Raw genomic sequence first — 16,891 nt, forward strand, 5'->3', positions numbered from 1 at the left:
CAGCGATTCCTATGGTTAACTTTCGTCTTTTTTGTCTTCAACCAGCGGGCTGGCATCGTGTTCTGCTTCGATCTCTTCTTTCGGCAATGGCACGGGCTCTGCCGCTGGCGTCACGAAGGTCTCGGTCGAGATGGCCATCGGCTGGCCAATTTTGGTTACCGACAGATCCTGCAACTGTGCAACCAGATTAACTTTACCCGGCGCAAACAGGTTGATAACGGTTGAACCGAGTTTAAAGCGGCCCATTTCCTGACCTTTCAGCAGCGCCACAGAGCCTTCGCTTTCGCCTTCCGGCCATGTCCAGCGTTTGATCACGCCTTCACGTGGTGGGGTAATGGTGCCAGCCCATACGGTTTCAATGCTGCCGACGATGGTCGCACCGACCAGAATCTGCACCATCGGGCCGAATTCGGTATCAAACAGGCAAATAACACGTTCGTTGCGGGCAAACAGGTTCGGCACGTTCTGCGCGGTCAGGATGTTCACAGAGAAGAGATCGCCTGGCACGTACATCATTTCTCGCAAGATACCGTTACACGGCATGTGGACGCGGTGGTAATCACGCGGTGAGAGGTAAGTCGTGACAAACGTCCCGTTACGGAATTTATCCGCCATCTGGTAGTTGCCTGCCAGCAGCGCTTCAAGGGTGTAGCTATGCCCTTTGGCCTGCAACAGTTTGTCTTCCTCAATATTACCCAACTGATTAATCACGCCGTCAGCGGGCATGACCAGCACATTGGGATCGGTATTGATCGGGCGTGCATCTTCGCGCAGCGGGCGAACAAAAAAGTCGTTAAAGGTACGATAGCTGGCGGTGTCCGGCTTTTGCGCCTCTTTCATATCGACCTTGTAATATTTCACGAACAGATCGATGACCAGTTTGGTCAACCATCCTGCACGTTTGCTCGCACCCCAACCCGCCAGGCGAGTGAGCCATAGTTTCGGCAGAATGTATTGTAGCGAAAGCTTAAATGAGTTTAACAAGGTAGCCTCCAGGCCATAATTTGTTCCCGATCCGGCATATGGGCCGGATCCTGAAAAAAGGGGGACGATTCTAGCGATGCTTAGCTTAGTTGTCAGTTGTCTGTATCAGAAAAGTTTTTACGCGTTTTTACCTGCGCCATGCTTTCCAGGATGCGGTGATAATTTTCAAACCGAATCTCAGCGATTTTCCCTTCCTCGACAGCTTCACGGATTGCACAGCCCGGATCTGCATCATGTTTACAGTCGCGATACTTGCAATGGCCTAAATAGTCATGAAATTCGACAAAGCCATCAGTGATTTGTTCCGGTTCAAGATGCCACAGCCCAAACTCACGTACACCGGGGGAGTCGATGACATCGCCGCCGTGAGGGAAGTGGTACAGGCGAGAAGCTGTTGTGGTGTGCTGCCCAAGACCAGAGTTGTCGGAGACATCATTGGTCAGGATCTCTTCCTGCAGGCCGAGAAGGTTATTGAGCAGGCTGGATTTGCCTACGCCTGACTGACCAGCAAAGATACTAATACGATCGGTCAATGCTTCTTCAAGCGGTTTCAGGCCGTCTTTGGTGCGGCTTGATACCATCAACACGCGATAACCAATGTTGCGATAGATGTCCATCTGCTCGTTAACGAAGGCCATACCTTCATCGTCCAGCAGATCGATTTTGTTGAGTACGATGATGGGCTCTACGTGCAAGGTTTCGCAAGCCACCAGATAACGGTCGATAATATTCAGTGACAGCTCAGGTAAGATGGCTGAAACAATCACGATTTGATCGATGTTGGCCGCAATGGGTTTCACCCCGTCGTAAAAGTCCGGGCGTGTGAGTACGGAGGTACGCTCATGTACCGCCTCAACGATCCCTTTAACATTCACGCCCTCTGCTGCCGCTTTACCCGGACGCCAGACCACACGATCGCCGGTAACCAGCGAACGAATGGTACGGCGGATGTTGCAACGGTGAATTTCACCGTCAGCAGATTCTACGTCGGCATGCATGCCAAAACGGCTGATAACGATGCCTTCAGCGGTCTCGCCAAACAGGTTGTCGTCGTAGTCGGGCTTCTCCGCGGACGTTTTAAGACGACGCTGGTGATTGGCGTTCACGCGGCGCTGTTGGCCTTTGGAGAGTTTATTCTTACTCAATCGGACTGGCTCCTGGTCGCCCATAATGGGCAAAACATTTATGATACACGCAATTTTAGATGAATATAGTCACACTGAATGTGACGTCTGAAGGGTGGAAAATAGCATGAGTGCCAATGAAAACAACCTGATTTGGATCGATCTGGAGATGACTGGTCTGGATCCCGAGCGCGATCGCATTATTGAGATCGCTACGCTAGTGACTGATGCCAACCTGAATATCCTGGCTGAAGGACCAACAATTGCGGTGCATCAGTCTGATGAGCAACTGGCGCTAATGGATGACTGGAACGTACGTACGCATACCGGAAGTGGACTAGTGGAACGCGTAAAAGCGAGCACCATGGGCGATCGTGAAGCCGAGCTGGCAACGCTGGCCTTTTTAAAAGAGTGGGTACCTGAAGGAAAATCACCTATCTGTGGCAACAGCATCGGCCAGGATCGCCGTTTCCTGTTTAAATATATGCCGGAGCTGGAGGCGTATTTCCATTATCGCTATCTGGACGTCAGCACGCTTAAAGAGTTGGCCCGTCGCTGGAAACCAGAGATCCTTGATGGCTTCAAGAAACAAGGAACACACCAGGCAATGGACGATATTCGTGAGTCCGTTGCTGAGCTGGCTTACTATCGCGAGCATTTTATTAAGCTTTAATTTTGTGGATGACCGGGTGGCGGTTGTACTCTGCCCGGCCTACGAATATCGTTCCTGTGCGCTTGCACTGGGGCTGGATTGCCGCTAAATTAGACGACTTGTCGATAAATTCAGCACTTGAGCAGAAAAACGAAAAAATCGCTTTTAGGGGGGTTGCAGCTAAACGGATTTCTCGTATAATGCGCCTCCCGTAACGACAGAGAATTACACGTTACGGCAGCAACAAAAGAAGTACAAATTTGCGGGAATAGCTCAGTTGGTAGAGCACGACCTTGCCAAGGTCGGGGTCGCGAGTTCGAGTCTCGTTTCCCGCTCCAAAATTTGAAAGTGCTTATTAAGCACAGACCACCCAAGCGGGAATAGCTCAGTTGGTAGAGCACGACCTTGCCAAGGTCGGGGTCGCGAGTTCGAGTCTCGTTTCCCGCTCCAAAATTTGAAAGTGCTTGTTAAGCACAGACCACCCAAGCGGGAATAGCTCAGTTGGTAGAGCACGACCTTGCCAAGGTCGGGGTCGCGAGTTCGAGTCTCGTTTCCCGCTCCAAATTCTTATCTCAATAAAAATATCCACAACGTAGTATCGCGTTGGGGACGTTTTCGTTCGCCATTGACATACTTCTGTAAACAGACTTATCCACAGGTCGAGGCATCATTCCTTGAATGCAAATAACTTCGCCGGGTGAATAATATCTTTGTAACCAATTGAAATTATTGAACTAATTATCATTTCAAATTGTTAATGCGATCACTTGACGATTTTTTCCCTCTTGAATATCAATGTGTTTTTATTTTTATACACAAGCTGTGGATGATTTAAGCATCGCGCGGCAATCCTTTTTCAACGACCCTGACCAGGCGTTGTTTCTTCGGTAACTGTACTTCCACTACGCAGGCGTTTCGCTTCTCAATTTGCCGGGCAATCGCCCATGATATGTGCTCGTCGAGAAGTGGGTGCTCACCTCTGCGGGTTTCCAGCGCATTGATTACGGCTTCATCCCAGGGGGCATTTCCCAGCGCAACGGCGATATTGCGCAGCCAGCGCAGATGGCCAATACGACGAATGGCAGATCCCTCCGTGACTTTCAAAAACCACGCCTCGCTCCAGCTAAATAGTTCTATTAACTCCGGAGCATGAAGCTGCTTGCGCGGATTGAAGTCATCCTCTGCCGTCAACTGCGAATAGCGATTCCACGGGCAGATGAGCTGGCAGTCATCGCAGCCATAGATGCGGTTCCCCAGTAGCGGACGAAACTCTTCCGGGATCGCGCCTTCCAGTTCGATCGTGAGATAAGAGATACAGCGGCGCGCATCCACCGTGTAGGGTTCAACGATAGCGCCGGTAGGACAAATGGTCATACAGGCCACGCATTTGCCGCATCCTTCTTCGACTGGCTTATCAACCGGGAGAGGCAAATCGATCAGTAACTCACCGAGAAAGAAGAATGAGCCAGCCTCACGGTTGAGGATAAGTGAGTGCTTACCTGTCCAGCCAAGCCCGGCTTTTTCCGCCAGTGGACGCTCAAGAATGGGCGCTGAATCGACAAAAGGTCTAAAATTCAGCGAAGCGCAGTGCTGTTGAATCATCTCGCCCAGCTTTTTTAAGCGGTTACGTAGCAACTTATGGTAGTCACGTCCAAGCGCGTAACGGCTGACGTAACCCAGGGAGGGGTTTTTCAACGTGCTGGCAAAGGCCGCGTTGGCAGGAAGATAGTTCATTCGCACGCTGATAACGCGTAATGTACCGGGCAATAATTCATGAGGTCGGGCGCGCATCATGCCGTGACGGGCCATCCAGTCCATCTCGCCGTGATAGTGTTTATCCAGCCAGGCCTGCAGTTTGGGTTCGGCTTCGCTGAGGTCGGTATCGGTAATACCGACCTGCTGAAAGCCAAGTTCCAGCCCCCACTGTTTAATATTTTGCGCTAACTGATTGAGATCGAGGGGCTCTGACATGACGGACCATACAATGAAGAAAAACCTCACAAGTATACCACACTCCATCTGGCACGCCGATGACATCAAACGGATGGAACGAGAGGCGGCAGACAACTTAGGGCTGACGCTTTATGAACTGATGCTGCGTGCGGGAGAGGCTGTGTTTCAGGCTACACGGAACGTATATCCGCACGCTCAACACTGGCTGGTGCTATGCGGCCACGGTAACAATGGCGGTGATGGGTATGTGGTGGCAAGACTCGCTAAAGCGCTGGGTATTGATGTCACATTGCTGGCGCAGGAGAGCGATAAAACGCTTCCCGAGGAAGCACAGCAGGCGCGTGATGCCTGGCTTAATGCGGGGGGCGTCATCCATTCTACAGATATCGTCTGGCCTGGTCGTGTGGATGTCATTATCGACGCGCTGCTGGGGACCGGTTTAAAACAGGCTCCGCGCGAACCTCTCCTGACGCTGATTGAGCATGCTAATACCCATCCTGCCCCCATCGTCGCCGTAGACATTCCTTCTGGTCTGCTGGCACAAACAGGAGCGACACCGGGGGCGGTGATAAACGCAGCGCATACCGTCACCTTTATTGCGTTGAAACCAGGGCTGTTAACTGGCAAAGCGCGCGATGTTACCGGACATCTGCACTTTAACGCGCTTGGGTTGGACGCCTGGCTTGCCAGGCAAGATGCGCCGATTCAGCGTTATGAAGCCTCGCAGCTTGCGCATTGGTTAACACCACGTCGACCTACCTCACACAAAGGTTCCCATGGTCGGTTGGTCATTATTGGCGGTGACCACGGCACGGCGGGTGCCATTCGTATGGCCGGTGAAGCGGCGCTGCGTGCGGGGGCTGGATTGGTCAAAGTACTGACGCGCAGTGAAAATATCGCCCCCATTTTGACTGCCCGACCGGAACTCATGGTCGATACGCTAACGCCGAAGACGCTGGAAGAGGGTTTGGCGTGGGCGGATGTCGTGGTGATTGGTCCTGGTCTTGGACAGCAGGAGTGGGGCAAAAAAGCATTGCAAAAGGTCGAGAATTTTCGCAAACCGATGCTCTGGGATGCCGATGCACTTAACCTGCTGGCAATCAATCCCGATAAACGTCACAATCGCGTGATCACGCCGCATCCGGGTGAGGCAGCACGGCTACTGGGTTGTTCCATTGCAGAAATTGAGGACGATCGCTTACTTTGTGCACAACGTCTGGTAAAACGGTACGGAGGTGTGGTGGTGCTGAAAGGCGCGGGGACGGTTGTCGCCTCTGAACAGGCTGCATTGAGTATTATTGATGCCGGTAATGCCGGAATGGCCAGCGGCGGGATGGGGGATGTGCTTTCCGGTATTATTGGCGCATTGCTCGGACAGAAGCTTACCCCGTATGATGCAGCGTGTGCGGGATGTGTTGCGCATGGTGCGGCGGCGGATGTACTGGCAGCGCGTTTTGGTATGCGCGGCATGCTGGCGACAGATCTCTTTACCACGCTACAGCGTATTGTTAACCCTGATGTGATTGACGTTTATCATGATGAATCGAGTAATTCCACTACCTGATGAGCAGGCAACTTTAGACCTGGGACAGCGGGTAGCCAAAGCCTGTGACGGCGCGACGGTTATTTATTTATATGGCGACCTGGGGGCGGGTAAAACGACCTTTAGTCGGGGATTCCTGCAGGCGTTAGGTCACAAAGGTAATGTAAAAAGCCCGACCTACACACTGGTCGAACCCTATGCGCTCGATAATTTAATGGTCTATCACTTCGACCTGTATCGCCTTGCGGACCCGGAGGAGCTGGAATTTATGGGGATCCGCGATTATTTTGCCAATGATGCCATCTGCCTGGTGGAATGGCCGCAACAAGGTAAAGGTGTACTGCCAGACCCGGACGTCGAAATACACATTGAATATCAGGCGCAAGGTCGTGAGGCGCGCGTAAGTGCGGTCTCCTCATCGGGTGATTTATTGCTGGCGCGTTTGGCCGATTAACCTTAAGGGTGGCGGGATGATTTATCGCATCAGAAACTGGCTGATGGCAACCCTGGTCCTGCTGTGCGCGCAGGCAGGGGCCGCCAGCCTCTCCGATCTTCAGGTTTCCAATGGCGATCAACAGGCGCGGATTACGCTGAGCTTTATCGGTGAGCCGGAATACGCTGTGTCACAGGAGGGGAAACGAACGGTCACGCTGGATATTAAACAAACCGGTGTGATTCAGGGATTACCACTGCTGTTCAGCGGCAATAATCTGGTGAAGGCGATCCGTTCGGGTACGCCAAATGATGCCCAGTCTCTGCGGCTGGTTGTCGATTTAACCGAAAACGGAAAAGCAGAAGCCGTAAAACGACAAAACGGTGGCAATTACACCGTTGTGTTTACGATTAAAGCGGATGCGCCGCCACCGCCACCGCCGCCACCTGTGGTGGTCAAGCGTGTCGAGGCACCGGTTGTTGCTCCGCGTCCCGTTGAGCCAGCACGTAATCCGTTTAAAGCAGAAAATGATCGCACCACCGCGGTGACCAGCAGCAATACGGCCACGAGACCGGCAGCTCAGGCTCGCGTCAGCAACGGCGATAAAGTTGTTATTGCTATCGATGCCGGACACGGCGGACAGGACCCAGGGGCGATCGGCCCTGGTGGTACACGCGAGAAAAACGTCACTATCGCTGTTGCACGCAAACTGCGCGGCTTGCTGAATGATGATCCGATGTTTAAGGGTGTACTCACCCGTGACGGCGATTACTTTATCTCGGTGATGGGCCGTTCTGATGTTGCGCGTAAACAAAATGCCAACTTCCTGGTCTCTATTCATGCGGATGCCGCACCAAACCGCGATGCGACAGGCGCTTCCGTATGGGTGCTGTCAAACCGTCGTGCCAACAGTGAAATGGCCGGTTGGCTGGAGCAGCACGAGAAACAGTCGGAACTGCTGGGCGGCGCGGGTGATGTGCTGGCTAACAGCCAGTCTGACCCCTATCTCAGTCAGGCCGTACTGGACCTGCAGTTCGGTCATTCGCAACGCGTCGGCTATGATGTGGCGACCAGCATGATCGGTCAGTTAGAGCGTATTGGTTCGATGCATAAACGCCGCCCGGAACACGCCAGCCTTGGCGTATTGCGCTCGCCGGATATCCCGTCAGTCCTGGTCGAAACCGGTTTTATCAGCAACAACAGCGAAGAACGGCTGTTGGCAAGCGATGATTACCAGCAGCAGCTGGCCGAGGCGATTTACAAAGGACTGCGTAACTATTTCCAGGCGCATCCGATGCAAACCGGCCCACAGGGTGCACCGGCGCAAACTGCCAGCGCCGTATCGCCTGGCAGCACGTTAACAAACTAAGGATTAGCCATGCCGATTCAGGTTCTACCGCCACAGCTGGCGAACCAGATTGCCGCAGGCGAGGTGGTGGAACGACCTGCGTCGGTGGTTAAAGAGCTGGTAGAAAACAGCATCGATGCGGGTGCAACGCGTATCGATATTGATATCGAACGCGGTGGGGCGAAGCTTATCCGTATTCGTGACAACGGTTGTGGGATTAAAAAAGACGAGCTGGCGCTGGCGCTGGCGCGTCACGCCACCAGTAAAATTGCCTCGCTTGATGATCTCGAAGCGATTGTAAGCCTTGGATTTCGTGGAGAGGCACTGGCGAGTATCAGCTCGGTTTCCCGTTTAACACTGACATCGCGTACGCAAGAACAACCCGAAGCCTGGCAGGCCTATGCTGAAGGGCGTGACATGGATGTGACGGTTAAACCCGCTGCGCATCCGGTGGGTACCACGCTGGAAGTACTGGATCTGTTTTACAACACGCCAGCACGACGCAAGTTTATGCGCACGGAGAAAACGGAATTTAACCACATCGACGAAATTATCCGCCGCATTGCGTTGGCGCGTTTCGATGTGACGATTAATCTGTCGCACAACGGCAAAATGGTGCGCCAGTATCGTGCCGTCGCGGAGGATGGACAAAAAGAGCGCCGACTGGGTGCTATTTGCGGGACGCCGTTTCTGGAGCATGCTCTGGCGATTGAATGGCAGCATGGCGATTTGGCGCTGCGCGGCTGGGTGGCCGATCCGAACCACACGACGGCGGCGCTGGCGGAAATCCAGTATTGCTATGTGAATGGCCGGATGATGCGCGATAGACTGATCAACCATGCCATTCGCCAGGCTTGTGAAGATAAGCTGGGCGCCGATCAGCAACCCGCATTTGTACTGTATCTGGAAATTGACCCGCATCAGGTGGATGTAAACGTGCATCCAGCCAAACATGAGGTACGCTTTCACCAGTCTCGTCTGGTGCATGATTTTATTTATCAAGGGGTGTTAAGCGTCCTGCAACAGCAGTTGGAAACCTCGCTGCCGTTGGTTGATGACGAAGAACTCGCCCCGAGACACATCCCGGAAAATCGCGTGGCGGCAGGGCGTAACCATTTTGCCGAACCTGCGCCAGCGCGTGAACCTGCTACTCCCCGTTATTCTGCCTCTTCCAGTAGCGGGAGTGGTCGCCAGGGGCAGGCAAGCGCCAGTTGGCCGCATGCCCAGCCTGGATATCAAAAGCAGCAGGGCGAAATTTATCAGCGCCTGCTGCAGACACCGGCTCCGATGCACAAACCACCGGTCGCTGAAACACCGACGGTACCTCTTACCGGCAACAGTCAGGGGTTTGGACGGGTGCTGACTATCGTAGGGACAGACTGTGCATTACTGGAAAGCGATGGCCAGATTCGGCTGCTGGCGTTACCTGTTGCGGAACGGTGGTTGCGTCAGGCGCAGCTTACGCCTGGGCAGGGTCCTGTTTGCGCTCAGCCACTGCTGATCCCGTTGCGTCTAAAAGTCACCGCAGGTGAAAAAGCAGCGTTGCAAAAAGGACAAAGCCAACTGGCCGATTTGGGGATTGAATTTCAGCTGGATGCGCAGCATGTGACCATCCGAGCGGTGCCTTTACCCTTACGCCAACAAAATTTACAAATCTTGATTCCTGAACTGATAGGCTACCTGGCGCAGCAAACCGTATTTGAACCGGGCAACATTGCGCAGTGGATTGCACGTAATCTGATGAGCGAGCATCCGCAGTGGAGCATGGCTCAGGCGATTACGCTGTTGGCGGATGTTGAGCGGCTATGCCCACAACTCGTGAAGGCGCCGCCGGGTGGTCTGTTACAACCTGTTGATTTACATTCGGTAATGAACGCCCTGAAACATGAGTGATACCTGTAAGGCGAGCCTGCCAAAGGCAATTTTTTTAATGGGGCCGACGGCCTCCGGTAAAACGGCATTAGCAATTGAATTGCGTAAAGTTTTGCCTGTAGAGTTGATAAGCGTTGATTCCGCCCTTATTTACAAGGGGATGGATATCGGCACCGCGAAGCCTGATGCTGATGAATTGAAGGCCGCACCACACCGATTGCTGGATATTCGTGATCCGGCGCAAGCGTATTCTGCAGCGGATTTTCGTCGCGATGCGCTAGCCGAGATGGCCGATATCACCGCAGCGGGGCGTATCCCGCTGTTAGTGGGTGGCACAATGTTATATTTCAAAGCGTTGCTTGAAGGGTTGTCACCGTTACCGTCGGCGGACCCGGAGGTCAGGGCCAGAATTGAGCAGCAGGCGGCAGAGCTTGGATGGGACGCGTTACACCGACAGCTTCAGGAGATTGACCCGGTAGCTGCGGCGCGGATTCATCCAAATGATCCGCAAAGACTTTCCCGGGCACTGGAAGTTTTTTTCATTTCGGGTAAAACTTTAACGGAGCTGACGCAAACGTCAGGAGATGCTTTGCCGTATGAGGTGCACCAGTTTGCGATCGCTCCGGCGAGCCGTGAATTGCTCCATCAGCGAATTGAGCAGCGTTTTCATCAGATGTTAGCTTCAGGTTTTGAAGCAGAAGTCCGGGCGCTTTTTGCCCGAGGAGATTTGCATACGGATTTGCCTTCCATTCGTTGTGTAGGGTATCGCCAGATGTGGTCATACATTGAAGGCGAAATTTCATACGATGAAATGGTTTATAGAGGTGTTTGCGCCACGAGGCAGTTAGCGAAGCGGCAGATAACCTGGTTGCGTGGTTGGGAAGGGGTGCACTGGCTTGACAGTGAAAAGCCTGACCAGGCGCGAAACGAAGTATTACAGGTTGTTGGTGCTATCGCGAACTGAATGTGTACAATTGAAACGTATCGTGCGCAATTTTTCAGAACCATAAGGTTCAATACGCAAAGTCATTCAAGTTGCATCAAGGCAGCAAGAGAGTGAATCCCCAGGAGCTTACTCAAGTAAGTGACAGGGGTGAACGAACGTCGCTAACGTAGAGGCAACCTGAAGGATGAAGCGTATTAAGTACAAATAAGCATATAAGGAAAAGAGAGAATGGCTAAGGGGCAATCTTTACAAGATCCGTTCCTGAACGCACTGCGTCGGGAACGTGTTCCAGTTTCTATTTATTTGGTGAATGGTATTAAGCTGCAAGGTCAAATCGAGTCTTTTGATCAGTTCGTGATCCTGTTGAAAAACACGGTCAGCCAGATGGTTTATAAGCACGCGATTTCCACTGTTGTCCCGTCTCGCCCGGTTTCTCATCACAGCAATAATGCCACCGGCGGCACTGGCAGCAACTACCATCACGGTAGCAACGCGCAGGGTTCATCAGCGCAACAGGACAGCGAAGAAACCGAATAAGGTTTTAGGCTGTTTTACACACGGGGAGCCAGAGATCCTGCGTTCCCCGTTGATATATATTGAGGGGTTGACGCTTGTTTGACCGTTATGATGCCGGTGAGCAGGCGGTACTGGTACACATCTATTTTTCGCAAGACAAAGATATGGAAGACCTCCAGGAGTTTGAATCTCTGGTTTCTTCCGCCGGTGTCGAAGCAATGCAGGTGATTACCGGGAGCCGTAAAGCACCGCACCCGAAGTTTTTTGTTGGTGAAGGTAAGGCAATCGAAATTGCCGAAGCCGTAAAAGCGACTGGCGCTGCGGTGGTGATTTTTGATCATGCTCTAAGCCCTGCCCAGGAACGTAACCTGGAACAGTTATGCCAGTGTCTTGTTATCGACAGGACTGGTCTCATTTTAGATATTTTTGCCCAGCGTGCGCGGACCCATGAGGGTAAGTTGCAGGTTGAGCTGGCGCAGTTGCGCCATATGGCTACACGCCTGGTCCGTGGCTGGACTCACCTTGAAAGGCAAAAAGGCGGGATTGGTTTGCGTGGTCCGGGTGAAACCCAGCTCGAAACTGACCGTCGTTTGCTGCGTAATCGCATTTTGCAAATACAGTCGCGCCTGGAAAAAGTTGAAAAGCAACGTGAGCAGGGGCGGCAGTCGCGCAAGAAAGCGGATGTCCCAACCGTATCACTGGTGGGATATACCAACGCCGGAAAATCCACCCTGTTCAACCAGATAACCGAAGCTCGGGTCTACGCAGCGGATCAACTGTTCGCGACCCTGGATCCGACGCTTCGTCGAATAGACGTTGCGGATGTCGGTGAAACCGTGCTGGCGGATACTGTAGGGTTTATCCGTCATTTGCCGCACGACCTGGTGGCGGCGTTTAAGGCCACTTTGCAGGAGACTCGTCAGGCGACCTTGCTGTTGCACGTTATTGATGCGGCAGATTTTCGTGTGCAGGAAAACATTGAGGCCGTCGACACGGTTCTTGAAGAGATCGATGCAAATGAAATCCCGACGCTGCTGGTAATGAATAAGATCGATATGCTGGATGATTTTGAACCGCGTATCGACAGAGATGAAGAGAATAAACCCATTCGCGTGTGGGTCTCAGCGCAAACGGGAATTGGCATACCACAGCTTTTTCAGGCTTTGACAGAGCGACTTTCCGGTGAGGTTGCGCAACATACGTTGCGTCTGCCGCCGCAGGAAGGGCGACTGAGAAGCCGGTTTTACCAACTTCAGGCAATAGAGAAAGAGTGGATGGAGGAAGACGGTAGCGTAGGTCTGCAAGTACGTATGCCGATCGTAGACTGGCGTCGCCTCTGTAAACAAGAACCGGCACTGGAAGACTATGTTGTCTGACCTGACGGATATGGCCTGAAGATTTTTTCGCCTCTATTCCTCGTGGATTTTATGCGGCAGGAAGGCGGCAAGTCCTGAAATCTCCAGGCACATAGTCAACTATGTGACTGGGGTTGAAAGACGTAGCCAACGCATCTGCAGCGCAAAAGACGCAGGTATAGCATCGCATAACAAATATGGAGCACAAAAATGGCGTGGAATCAGCCCGGTAATAACGGACAAGACCGCGACCCCTGGGGAAGCAGCAAACCTGGCGGCAACCCAGAGGGAAATGGAAACAAAGGTGGTCGCGATCAGGGACCTCCCGATCTGGATGATATCTTCCGCAAACTGAGTAAAAAACTCGGTGGTTTGGGTGGCGGTAAAGGTACTGGCTCTGGCGGTGGTAGTTCATCACAAGGCCCGCGTCCGCAACTGGGCGGCCGAGTCTTTACTATCGCAGCGGCAGCTATCGTCATTATCTGGGCGGCTAGCGGTTTCTACACCATTAAAGAAGCGGAACGTGGCGTGGTGACACGCTTCGGTAAATTCAGCCATCTGGTTGAGCCGGGTCTGAACTGGAAACCGACCTTTATCGACGAAGTGACTCCGGTCAACGTTGAAGCTGTGCGTGAACTTGCCGCATCCGGCGTGATGCTGACATCAGACGAAAACGTCGTGCGCGTTGAAATGAACGTGCAGTACCGTGTGACCGATCCGCAGCGTTACCTGTTTAGTGTAACCAGCGCGGATGACAGTCTGCGTCAGGCAACTGACAGCGCCCTGCGTGGGGTCATCGGTAAATACACCATGGATCGTATCCTGACCGAAGGGCGTACCGTTATTCGTAGTGATACCCAGCGTGAACTGGAAGAAACCATTCGTCCGTACAATATGGGTATCACCCTGCTGGACGTCAACTTCCAGGCTGCACGTCCGCCGGAAGAGGTAAAAGCGGCGTTTGATGATGCTATCGCAGCGCGTGAAAACGAGCAGCAGTACATCCGTGAAGCAGAAGCGTATACCAACGAAGTTCAGCCACGTGCAAACGGTCAGGCGCAGCGTATTCTGGAAGAAGCGCGTGCGTATAAGACCCAGACCATCCTGGAAGCACAGGGTGAAGTGGCTCGCTTCGCAAAAATTCTGCCGGAATATAAAGCCGCACCGCAGATTACTCGCGAGCGTCTGTATATCGAAACCATGGAAAAAGTGCTGAGCCATACCCGTAAAGTACTGGTTAACGATAAGGGCAGTAATCTGATGGTTCTACCGTTGGATCAGATGCTGAAAGGCGGTACTGCGCCAGCAGCTAAGACTGACAGCAGTTCAAATCTGCTGCGTCTGCCACCGGCAACGTCTTCCAGCACTGGAGCAAGCAACACCTCGTCCACCAGTCAGGGCGATATTATGGACCAACGCCGCGCGAATGCGCAGCGTAACGACTACCAGCGTCAGGGGGAATAACGATGCGTAAGTCAGTTATTGCGATTATTATCATCGTTCTGGTAGTTCTGTTCATGTCTGTCTTTGTGGTCAAAGAAGGCGAGCGCGGTATTACCCTGCGCTTTGGTAAAGTTCTGCGTGACGATGACAACAAGCCGCTGGTCGTTGCACCAGGCCTGCACTTCAAGATTCCGTTTATTGAATCCGTGAAGATGCTGGATGCGCGTATTCAGACCATGGACAACCAGGCCGATCGCTTTGTGACCAAAGAGAAGAAAGACCTGATCGTTGACTCCTACATCAAGTGGCGCATCAGTGACTTTAGCCGCTACTACCTGGCAACGGGCGGTGGCGATGTTTCTCAGGCAGAAGTGCTGTTGAAACGTAAGTTCTCTGACCGTCTGCGTTCTGAAATCGGTCGCCTGGACGTGAAAGATATCGTTACCGATTCCCGCGGTCGTTTGACTCTGGAAGTCCGTGATGCGTTGAACTCCGGTTCTGCTGGCACAGAAGATGAAGTCGCGACTCCGGCGGCGGATAGCGCGATTGCCGAAGCGGCTGAACGTGTGCAGGCTGAAACGAACGGTAAAGTCCCGGTCATCAACCCGAACAGTATGGCGGCACTGGGTATCGAAGTGGTCGATGTGCGTATCAAGCAAATCAACCTGCCAGCTGAAGTGTCCGAGGCTATTTACAACCGTATGCGCGCTGAGCGTGAAGCGGTAGCACGTCGTCATCGTTCACAGGGTCAGGAAGAAGCGGAAAAACTGCGTGCAACAGCGGACTATGAAGTCACTAAAACGCTGGCAGAGTCTGAGCGTCAGGGCCGCATTATGCGCGGTGAAGGCGATGCAGAAGCCGCTAAATTGTTTGCCGATGCGTTCAGTCAGGATCCTGACTTCTATGCCTTCATCCGTAGCCTGCGCGCTTACGAGAAGAGCTTCGAAGGAAACCAGGATGTCATGGTCATGAGCCCGGACAGCGATTTCTTCCGTTACATGAAGACGCCGAATAGCGCAACACGCTAAAATAGTTCCAGCGGTTTTAGACCAGCAAAACCACCGGTATCCCCAGGGATGCGGTGGTTTTCTTTTTTATATAAGGACGACGGATGAATTCAACAATTTTGCTGGCGCTCGCGTTGGTTTTGGTGCTGGAAGGCTTGGGTCCTATGCTGTATCCCCGCGCCTGGAAGAAAATGATCTCGGCGATGGCACAACTTCCTGAAAATATTTTGCGTCGTTTTGGTGGAGGTCTTGTGGTCGCGGGCGTTGTCGTCTACTACATGTTGAGGAAAACGATTGGCTGATCAATAAGTAGACTAATTTGCAGATTTTTGGATGCAAAAAGTGCTGTATATCTGAAAAAGCGGTGGTAGAATCCATTTTTAAGCAAACGGTGATTTTGAAAAATGGGTAACAACGTCGTCGTACTGGGCACCCAATGGGGTGACGAAGGTAAAGGGAAGATCGTCGATCTTCTGACTGAACGGGCTAAATATGTTGTGCGCTACCAGGGCGGTCACAACGCAGGCCATACTCTCGTAATCAACGGTGAAAAAACCGTCCTCCATCTTATTCCATCAGGTATTCTTCGCGAGAATGTAACCAGCATCATCGGTAACGGTGTTGTTCTGTCTCCGTCCGCGCTGATGAAAGAGATGAAAGGGCTGGAAGATCGTGGTATCCCGGTTCGTGAGCGCCTGCTGCTGTCTGAAGCGTGTCCGCTGATCCTTGATTATCATGTTGCGTTAGATAACGCTCGTGAGAAAGCGCGCGGTGAGAAAGCGATCGGTACCACCGGTCGTGGTATCGGCCCGGCTTATGAAGATAAAGTGGCTCGTCGCGGTCTGCGCGTTGGCGATCTGTTTGATAAAGCAACTTTCGCTGAAAAACTGAAAGAAGTGATGGAATATCACAACTTCCAGTTGGTGAATTTCTACAAAGTTGAAGCAGTTGACTACCAGAAAGTGCTGGATGATGTGATGGCGATTGCCGACATCCTGACGTCTATGGTTGTTGATGTTTCCGATCTGCTGGACCAGGCGCGTAAGCGTGGCGATTTCGTCATGTTTGAAGGTGCGCAGGGTACTCTGCTGGATATCGACCACGGTACCTATCCATACGTAACGTCCTCCAACACCACTGCTGGTGGCGTGGCGACCGGCTCCGGCCTGGGTCCGCGTTATGTGGACTACGTTCTGGGTATCATCAAAGCTTACTCTACTCGTGTAGGTGCAGGTCCGTTCCCGACTGAATTGTTTGATGATGTCGGCGAGTTCCTGTGCAAACAAGGTAACGAGTATGGCGCAACGACGGGTCGCCGTCGTCGTACCGGCTGGCTGGACTCCGTCGCTGTGCGCCGTGCGGTACAGATTAACTCCCTGTCTGGCTTCTGCCTGACCAAACTGGACGTACTGGACGGTTTGAAAGAGGTGAAAATCTGTGTTGCTTACCGTATGCCGGATGGCCGTGAAGTCACGACTACTCCGTTGGCAGCAGACGACTGGAAAGGTATTGAGCCGATTTACGAAACCATGCCTGGCTGGTCTGAATCCACCTTTGGTGTGAAGGAACGTAGTGGTCTGCCGCAGGCAGCACTGAACTACATCAAGCGTATTGAAGAACTGACCGGTGTGCCGATTGATATTATCTCAACTGGCCCAGACCGTACTGAAACCATGATCCTGCGCGACCCGTTCGACGCATAATCATGTTTGGCG

Annotated in this window: 15 protein-coding genes and 3 tRNA genes; 15 read left to right on the forward strand and 3 right to left on the reverse strand. The window is 52.7% G+C overall.

Annotated features, from left to right (window positions below; translation table 11 throughout):
* Nucleotides 1-15 precede the first annotated feature (15 nt).
* Both asd and rsgA read right to left on the reverse strand, forming a co-directional pair.
* Nucleotides 16-984 (reverse strand): archaetidylserine decarboxylase, encoded by a 969-nt coding sequence (gene asd / locus NNO03_RS06875; protein ID WP_271440268.1) that lies wholly within the window; start codon nucleotides 982-984, stop codon nucleotides 16-18.
* A 92-nt stretch (nucleotides 985-1,076) separates the two neighbouring features.
* Nucleotides 1,077-2,129, reverse strand: coding sequence for a small ribosomal subunit biogenesis GTPase RsgA (gene rsgA / locus NNO03_RS06880; RefSeq protein ID WP_271449150.1), 1,053 nt, complete (start codon nucleotides 2,127-2,129; stop codon nucleotides 1,077-1,079).
* 106 nt (nucleotides 2,130-2,235) lie between these two features.
* On the opposite strand from rsgA, the gene orn reads away from it, so the two are divergent.
* The 4 genes from orn (at nucleotide 2,236) to NNO03_RS06900 (ending at nucleotide 3,322) form a co-directional block, all read left to right on the forward strand.
* Nucleotides 2,236-2,781, forward strand: a complete 546-nt coding sequence (orn, locus tag NNO03_RS06885; protein ID WP_040232952.1) for an oligoribonuclease — start codon at nucleotides 2,236-2,238, stop codon at nucleotides 2,779-2,781.
* A 241-nt stretch (nucleotides 2,782-3,022) separates the two neighbouring features.
* Nucleotides 3,023-3,098 (forward strand) — tRNA-Gly (locus NNO03_RS06890).
* Between the two features lie 36 nt (nucleotides 3,099-3,134).
* Nucleotides 3,135-3,210, forward strand: a tRNA-Gly gene (locus tag NNO03_RS06895).
* A 36-nt stretch (nucleotides 3,211-3,246) separates the two neighbouring features.
* A tRNA-Gly gene (locus tag NNO03_RS06900) sits at nucleotides 3,247-3,322 on the forward strand.
* Nucleotides 3,323-3,591: 269 nt separating this feature from the next.
* Here the strand turns inward: NNO03_RS06900 and queG are convergent.
* Nucleotides 3,592-4,731, reverse strand: a complete 1,140-nt coding sequence (gene queG / locus NNO03_RS06905; protein ID WP_271440270.1) for a tRNA epoxyqueuosine(34) reductase QueG — start codon at nucleotides 4,729-4,731, stop codon at nucleotides 3,592-3,594.
* On the opposite strand from queG, the gene nnr reads away from it, so the two are divergent.
* The 11 genes from nnr (at nucleotide 4,730) to purA (ending at nucleotide 16,879) form a co-directional block, all read left to right on the forward strand.
* On the forward strand, nucleotides 4,730-6,277 hold the full coding sequence (gene nnr / locus NNO03_RS06910) for a bifunctional ADP-dependent NAD(P)H-hydrate dehydratase/NAD(P)H-hydrate epimerase (protein WP_271449151.1): 1,548 nt from the start codon (nucleotides 4,730-4,732) through the stop codon (nucleotides 6,275-6,277). The two genes, queG and nnr, sit on opposite strands and share 2 nt — an antisense overlap.
* Nucleotides 6,249-6,710, forward strand: a complete 462-nt coding sequence (gene tsaE / locus NNO03_RS06915) for a tRNA (adenosine(37)-N6)-threonylcarbamoyltransferase complex ATPase subunit type 1 TsaE (RefSeq protein ID WP_271440272.1) — start codon at nucleotides 6,249-6,251, stop codon at nucleotides 6,708-6,710. The genes nnr and tsaE overlap by 29 nt, the downstream gene beginning before the upstream one ends.
* Nucleotides 6,711-6,726: 16 nt before the next feature.
* Nucleotides 6,727-8,058, forward strand: coding sequence for an N-acetylmuramoyl-L-alanine amidase AmiB (gene amiB, locus NNO03_RS06920; protein WP_271440273.1), 1,332 nt, complete (start codon nucleotides 6,727-6,729; stop codon nucleotides 8,056-8,058).
* 9 nt (nucleotides 8,059-8,067) lie between these two features.
* A complete protein-coding gene (gene mutL, locus NNO03_RS06925; protein WP_271449152.1) occupies nucleotides 8,068-9,930 on the forward strand; it encodes a DNA mismatch repair endonuclease MutL in 1,863 nt (620 codons plus the stop codon).
* Nucleotides 9,923-10,873 (forward strand): tRNA (adenosine(37)-N6)-dimethylallyltransferase MiaA, encoded by a 951-nt coding sequence (miaA, locus tag NNO03_RS06930; protein ID WP_101742904.1) that lies wholly within the window; start codon nucleotides 9,923-9,925, stop codon nucleotides 10,871-10,873. The genes mutL and miaA overlap by 8 nt, the downstream gene beginning before the upstream one ends.
* A 210-nt stretch (nucleotides 10,874-11,083) precedes the next feature.
* Nucleotides 11,084-11,392 carry an RNA chaperone Hfq gene (gene hfq, locus NNO03_RS06935; protein WP_003025584.1) on the forward strand — a complete coding sequence of 103 codons (309 nt, stop codon included), beginning with the start codon at nucleotides 11,084-11,086 and terminating at the stop codon, nucleotides 11,390-11,392.
* Nucleotides 11,393-11,466: 74 nt separating this feature from the next.
* Nucleotides 11,467-12,747, forward strand: a complete 1,281-nt coding sequence (gene hflX, locus NNO03_RS06940) for a ribosome rescue GTPase HflX (RefSeq protein WP_271440276.1) — start codon at nucleotides 11,467-11,469, stop codon at nucleotides 12,745-12,747.
* Between the two features lie 189 nt (nucleotides 12,748-12,936).
* A complete protein-coding gene (hflK, locus tag NNO03_RS06945) occupies nucleotides 12,937-14,190 on the forward strand; it encodes an FtsH protease activity modulator HflK (RefSeq protein ID WP_271440277.1) in 1,254 nt (417 codons plus the stop codon).
* A 2-nt stretch (nucleotides 14,191-14,192) separates the two neighbouring features.
* The gene (gene hflC, locus NNO03_RS06950; RefSeq protein ID WP_005122169.1) at nucleotides 14,193-15,197 is read left to right on the forward strand and encodes a protease modulator HflC; all 1,005 of its coding nucleotides are present in this window, start codon (nucleotides 14,193-14,195) and stop codon (nucleotides 15,195-15,197) included.
* An 83-nt stretch (nucleotides 15,198-15,280) separates the two neighbouring features.
* Entirely contained in the window at nucleotides 15,281-15,478 is a 198-nt protein-coding gene (locus tag NNO03_RS06955; RefSeq protein ID WP_005122170.1) for a DUF2065 family protein, read from the forward strand.
* A 102-nt stretch (nucleotides 15,479-15,580) separates the two neighbouring features.
* On the forward strand, nucleotides 15,581-16,879 hold the full coding sequence (purA, locus tag NNO03_RS06960) for an adenylosuccinate synthase (protein ID WP_005134423.1): 1,299 nt from the start codon (nucleotides 15,581-15,583) through the stop codon (nucleotides 16,877-16,879).
* Nucleotides 16,880-16,891: the final 12 nt, after the last annotated feature.

The sequence above is a fragment of the Citrobacter sp. Igbk 16 genome, assembly GCF_028069755.1.
GTDB lineage: Bacteria > Pseudomonadota > Gammaproteobacteria > Enterobacterales > Enterobacteriaceae > Citrobacter.

Coding starts and splice junctions, on each gene's coding strand:
- orn (WP_040232952.1), top strand. CDS start 2,236: ATGAGTGCCAATGAAAACAACCTGATTTGGATCGATCTGGAGATGACT.
- nnr (WP_271449151.1), top strand. CDS start 4,730: ATGACGGACCATACAATGAAGAAAAACCTCACAAGTATACCACACTCC.
- queG (WP_271440270.1), bottom strand. CDS start 4,731: ATGTCAGAGCCCCTCGATCTCAATCAGTTAGCGCAAAATATTAAACAG.
- tsaE (WP_271440272.1), top strand. CDS start 6,249: ATGATGAATCGAGTAATTCCACTACCTGATGAGCAGGCAACTTTAGAC.
- amiB (WP_271440273.1), top strand. CDS start 6,727: ATGATTTATCGCATCAGAAACTGGCTGATGGCAACCCTGGTCCTGCTG.
- mutL (WP_271449152.1), top strand. CDS start 8,068: ATGCCGATTCAGGTTCTACCGCCACAGCTGGCGAACCAGATTGCCGCA.
- miaA (WP_101742904.1), top strand. CDS start 9,923: ATGAGTGATACCTGTAAGGCGAGCCTGCCAAAGGCAATTTTTTTAATG.
- hfq (WP_003025584.1), top strand. CDS start 11,084: ATGGCTAAGGGGCAATCTTTACAAGATCCGTTCCTGAACGCACTGCGT.
- hflK (WP_271440277.1), top strand. CDS start 12,937: ATGGCGTGGAATCAGCCCGGTAATAACGGACAAGACCGCGACCCCTGG.
- hflC (WP_005122169.1), top strand. CDS start 14,193: ATGCGTAAGTCAGTTATTGCGATTATTATCATCGTTCTGGTAGTTCTG.
- NNO03_RS06955 (WP_005122170.1), top strand. CDS start 15,281: ATGAATTCAACAATTTTGCTGGCGCTCGCGTTGGTTTTGGTGCTGGAA.
- purA (WP_005134423.1), top strand. CDS start 15,581: ATGGGTAACAACGTCGTCGTACTGGGCACCCAATGGGGTGACGAAGGT.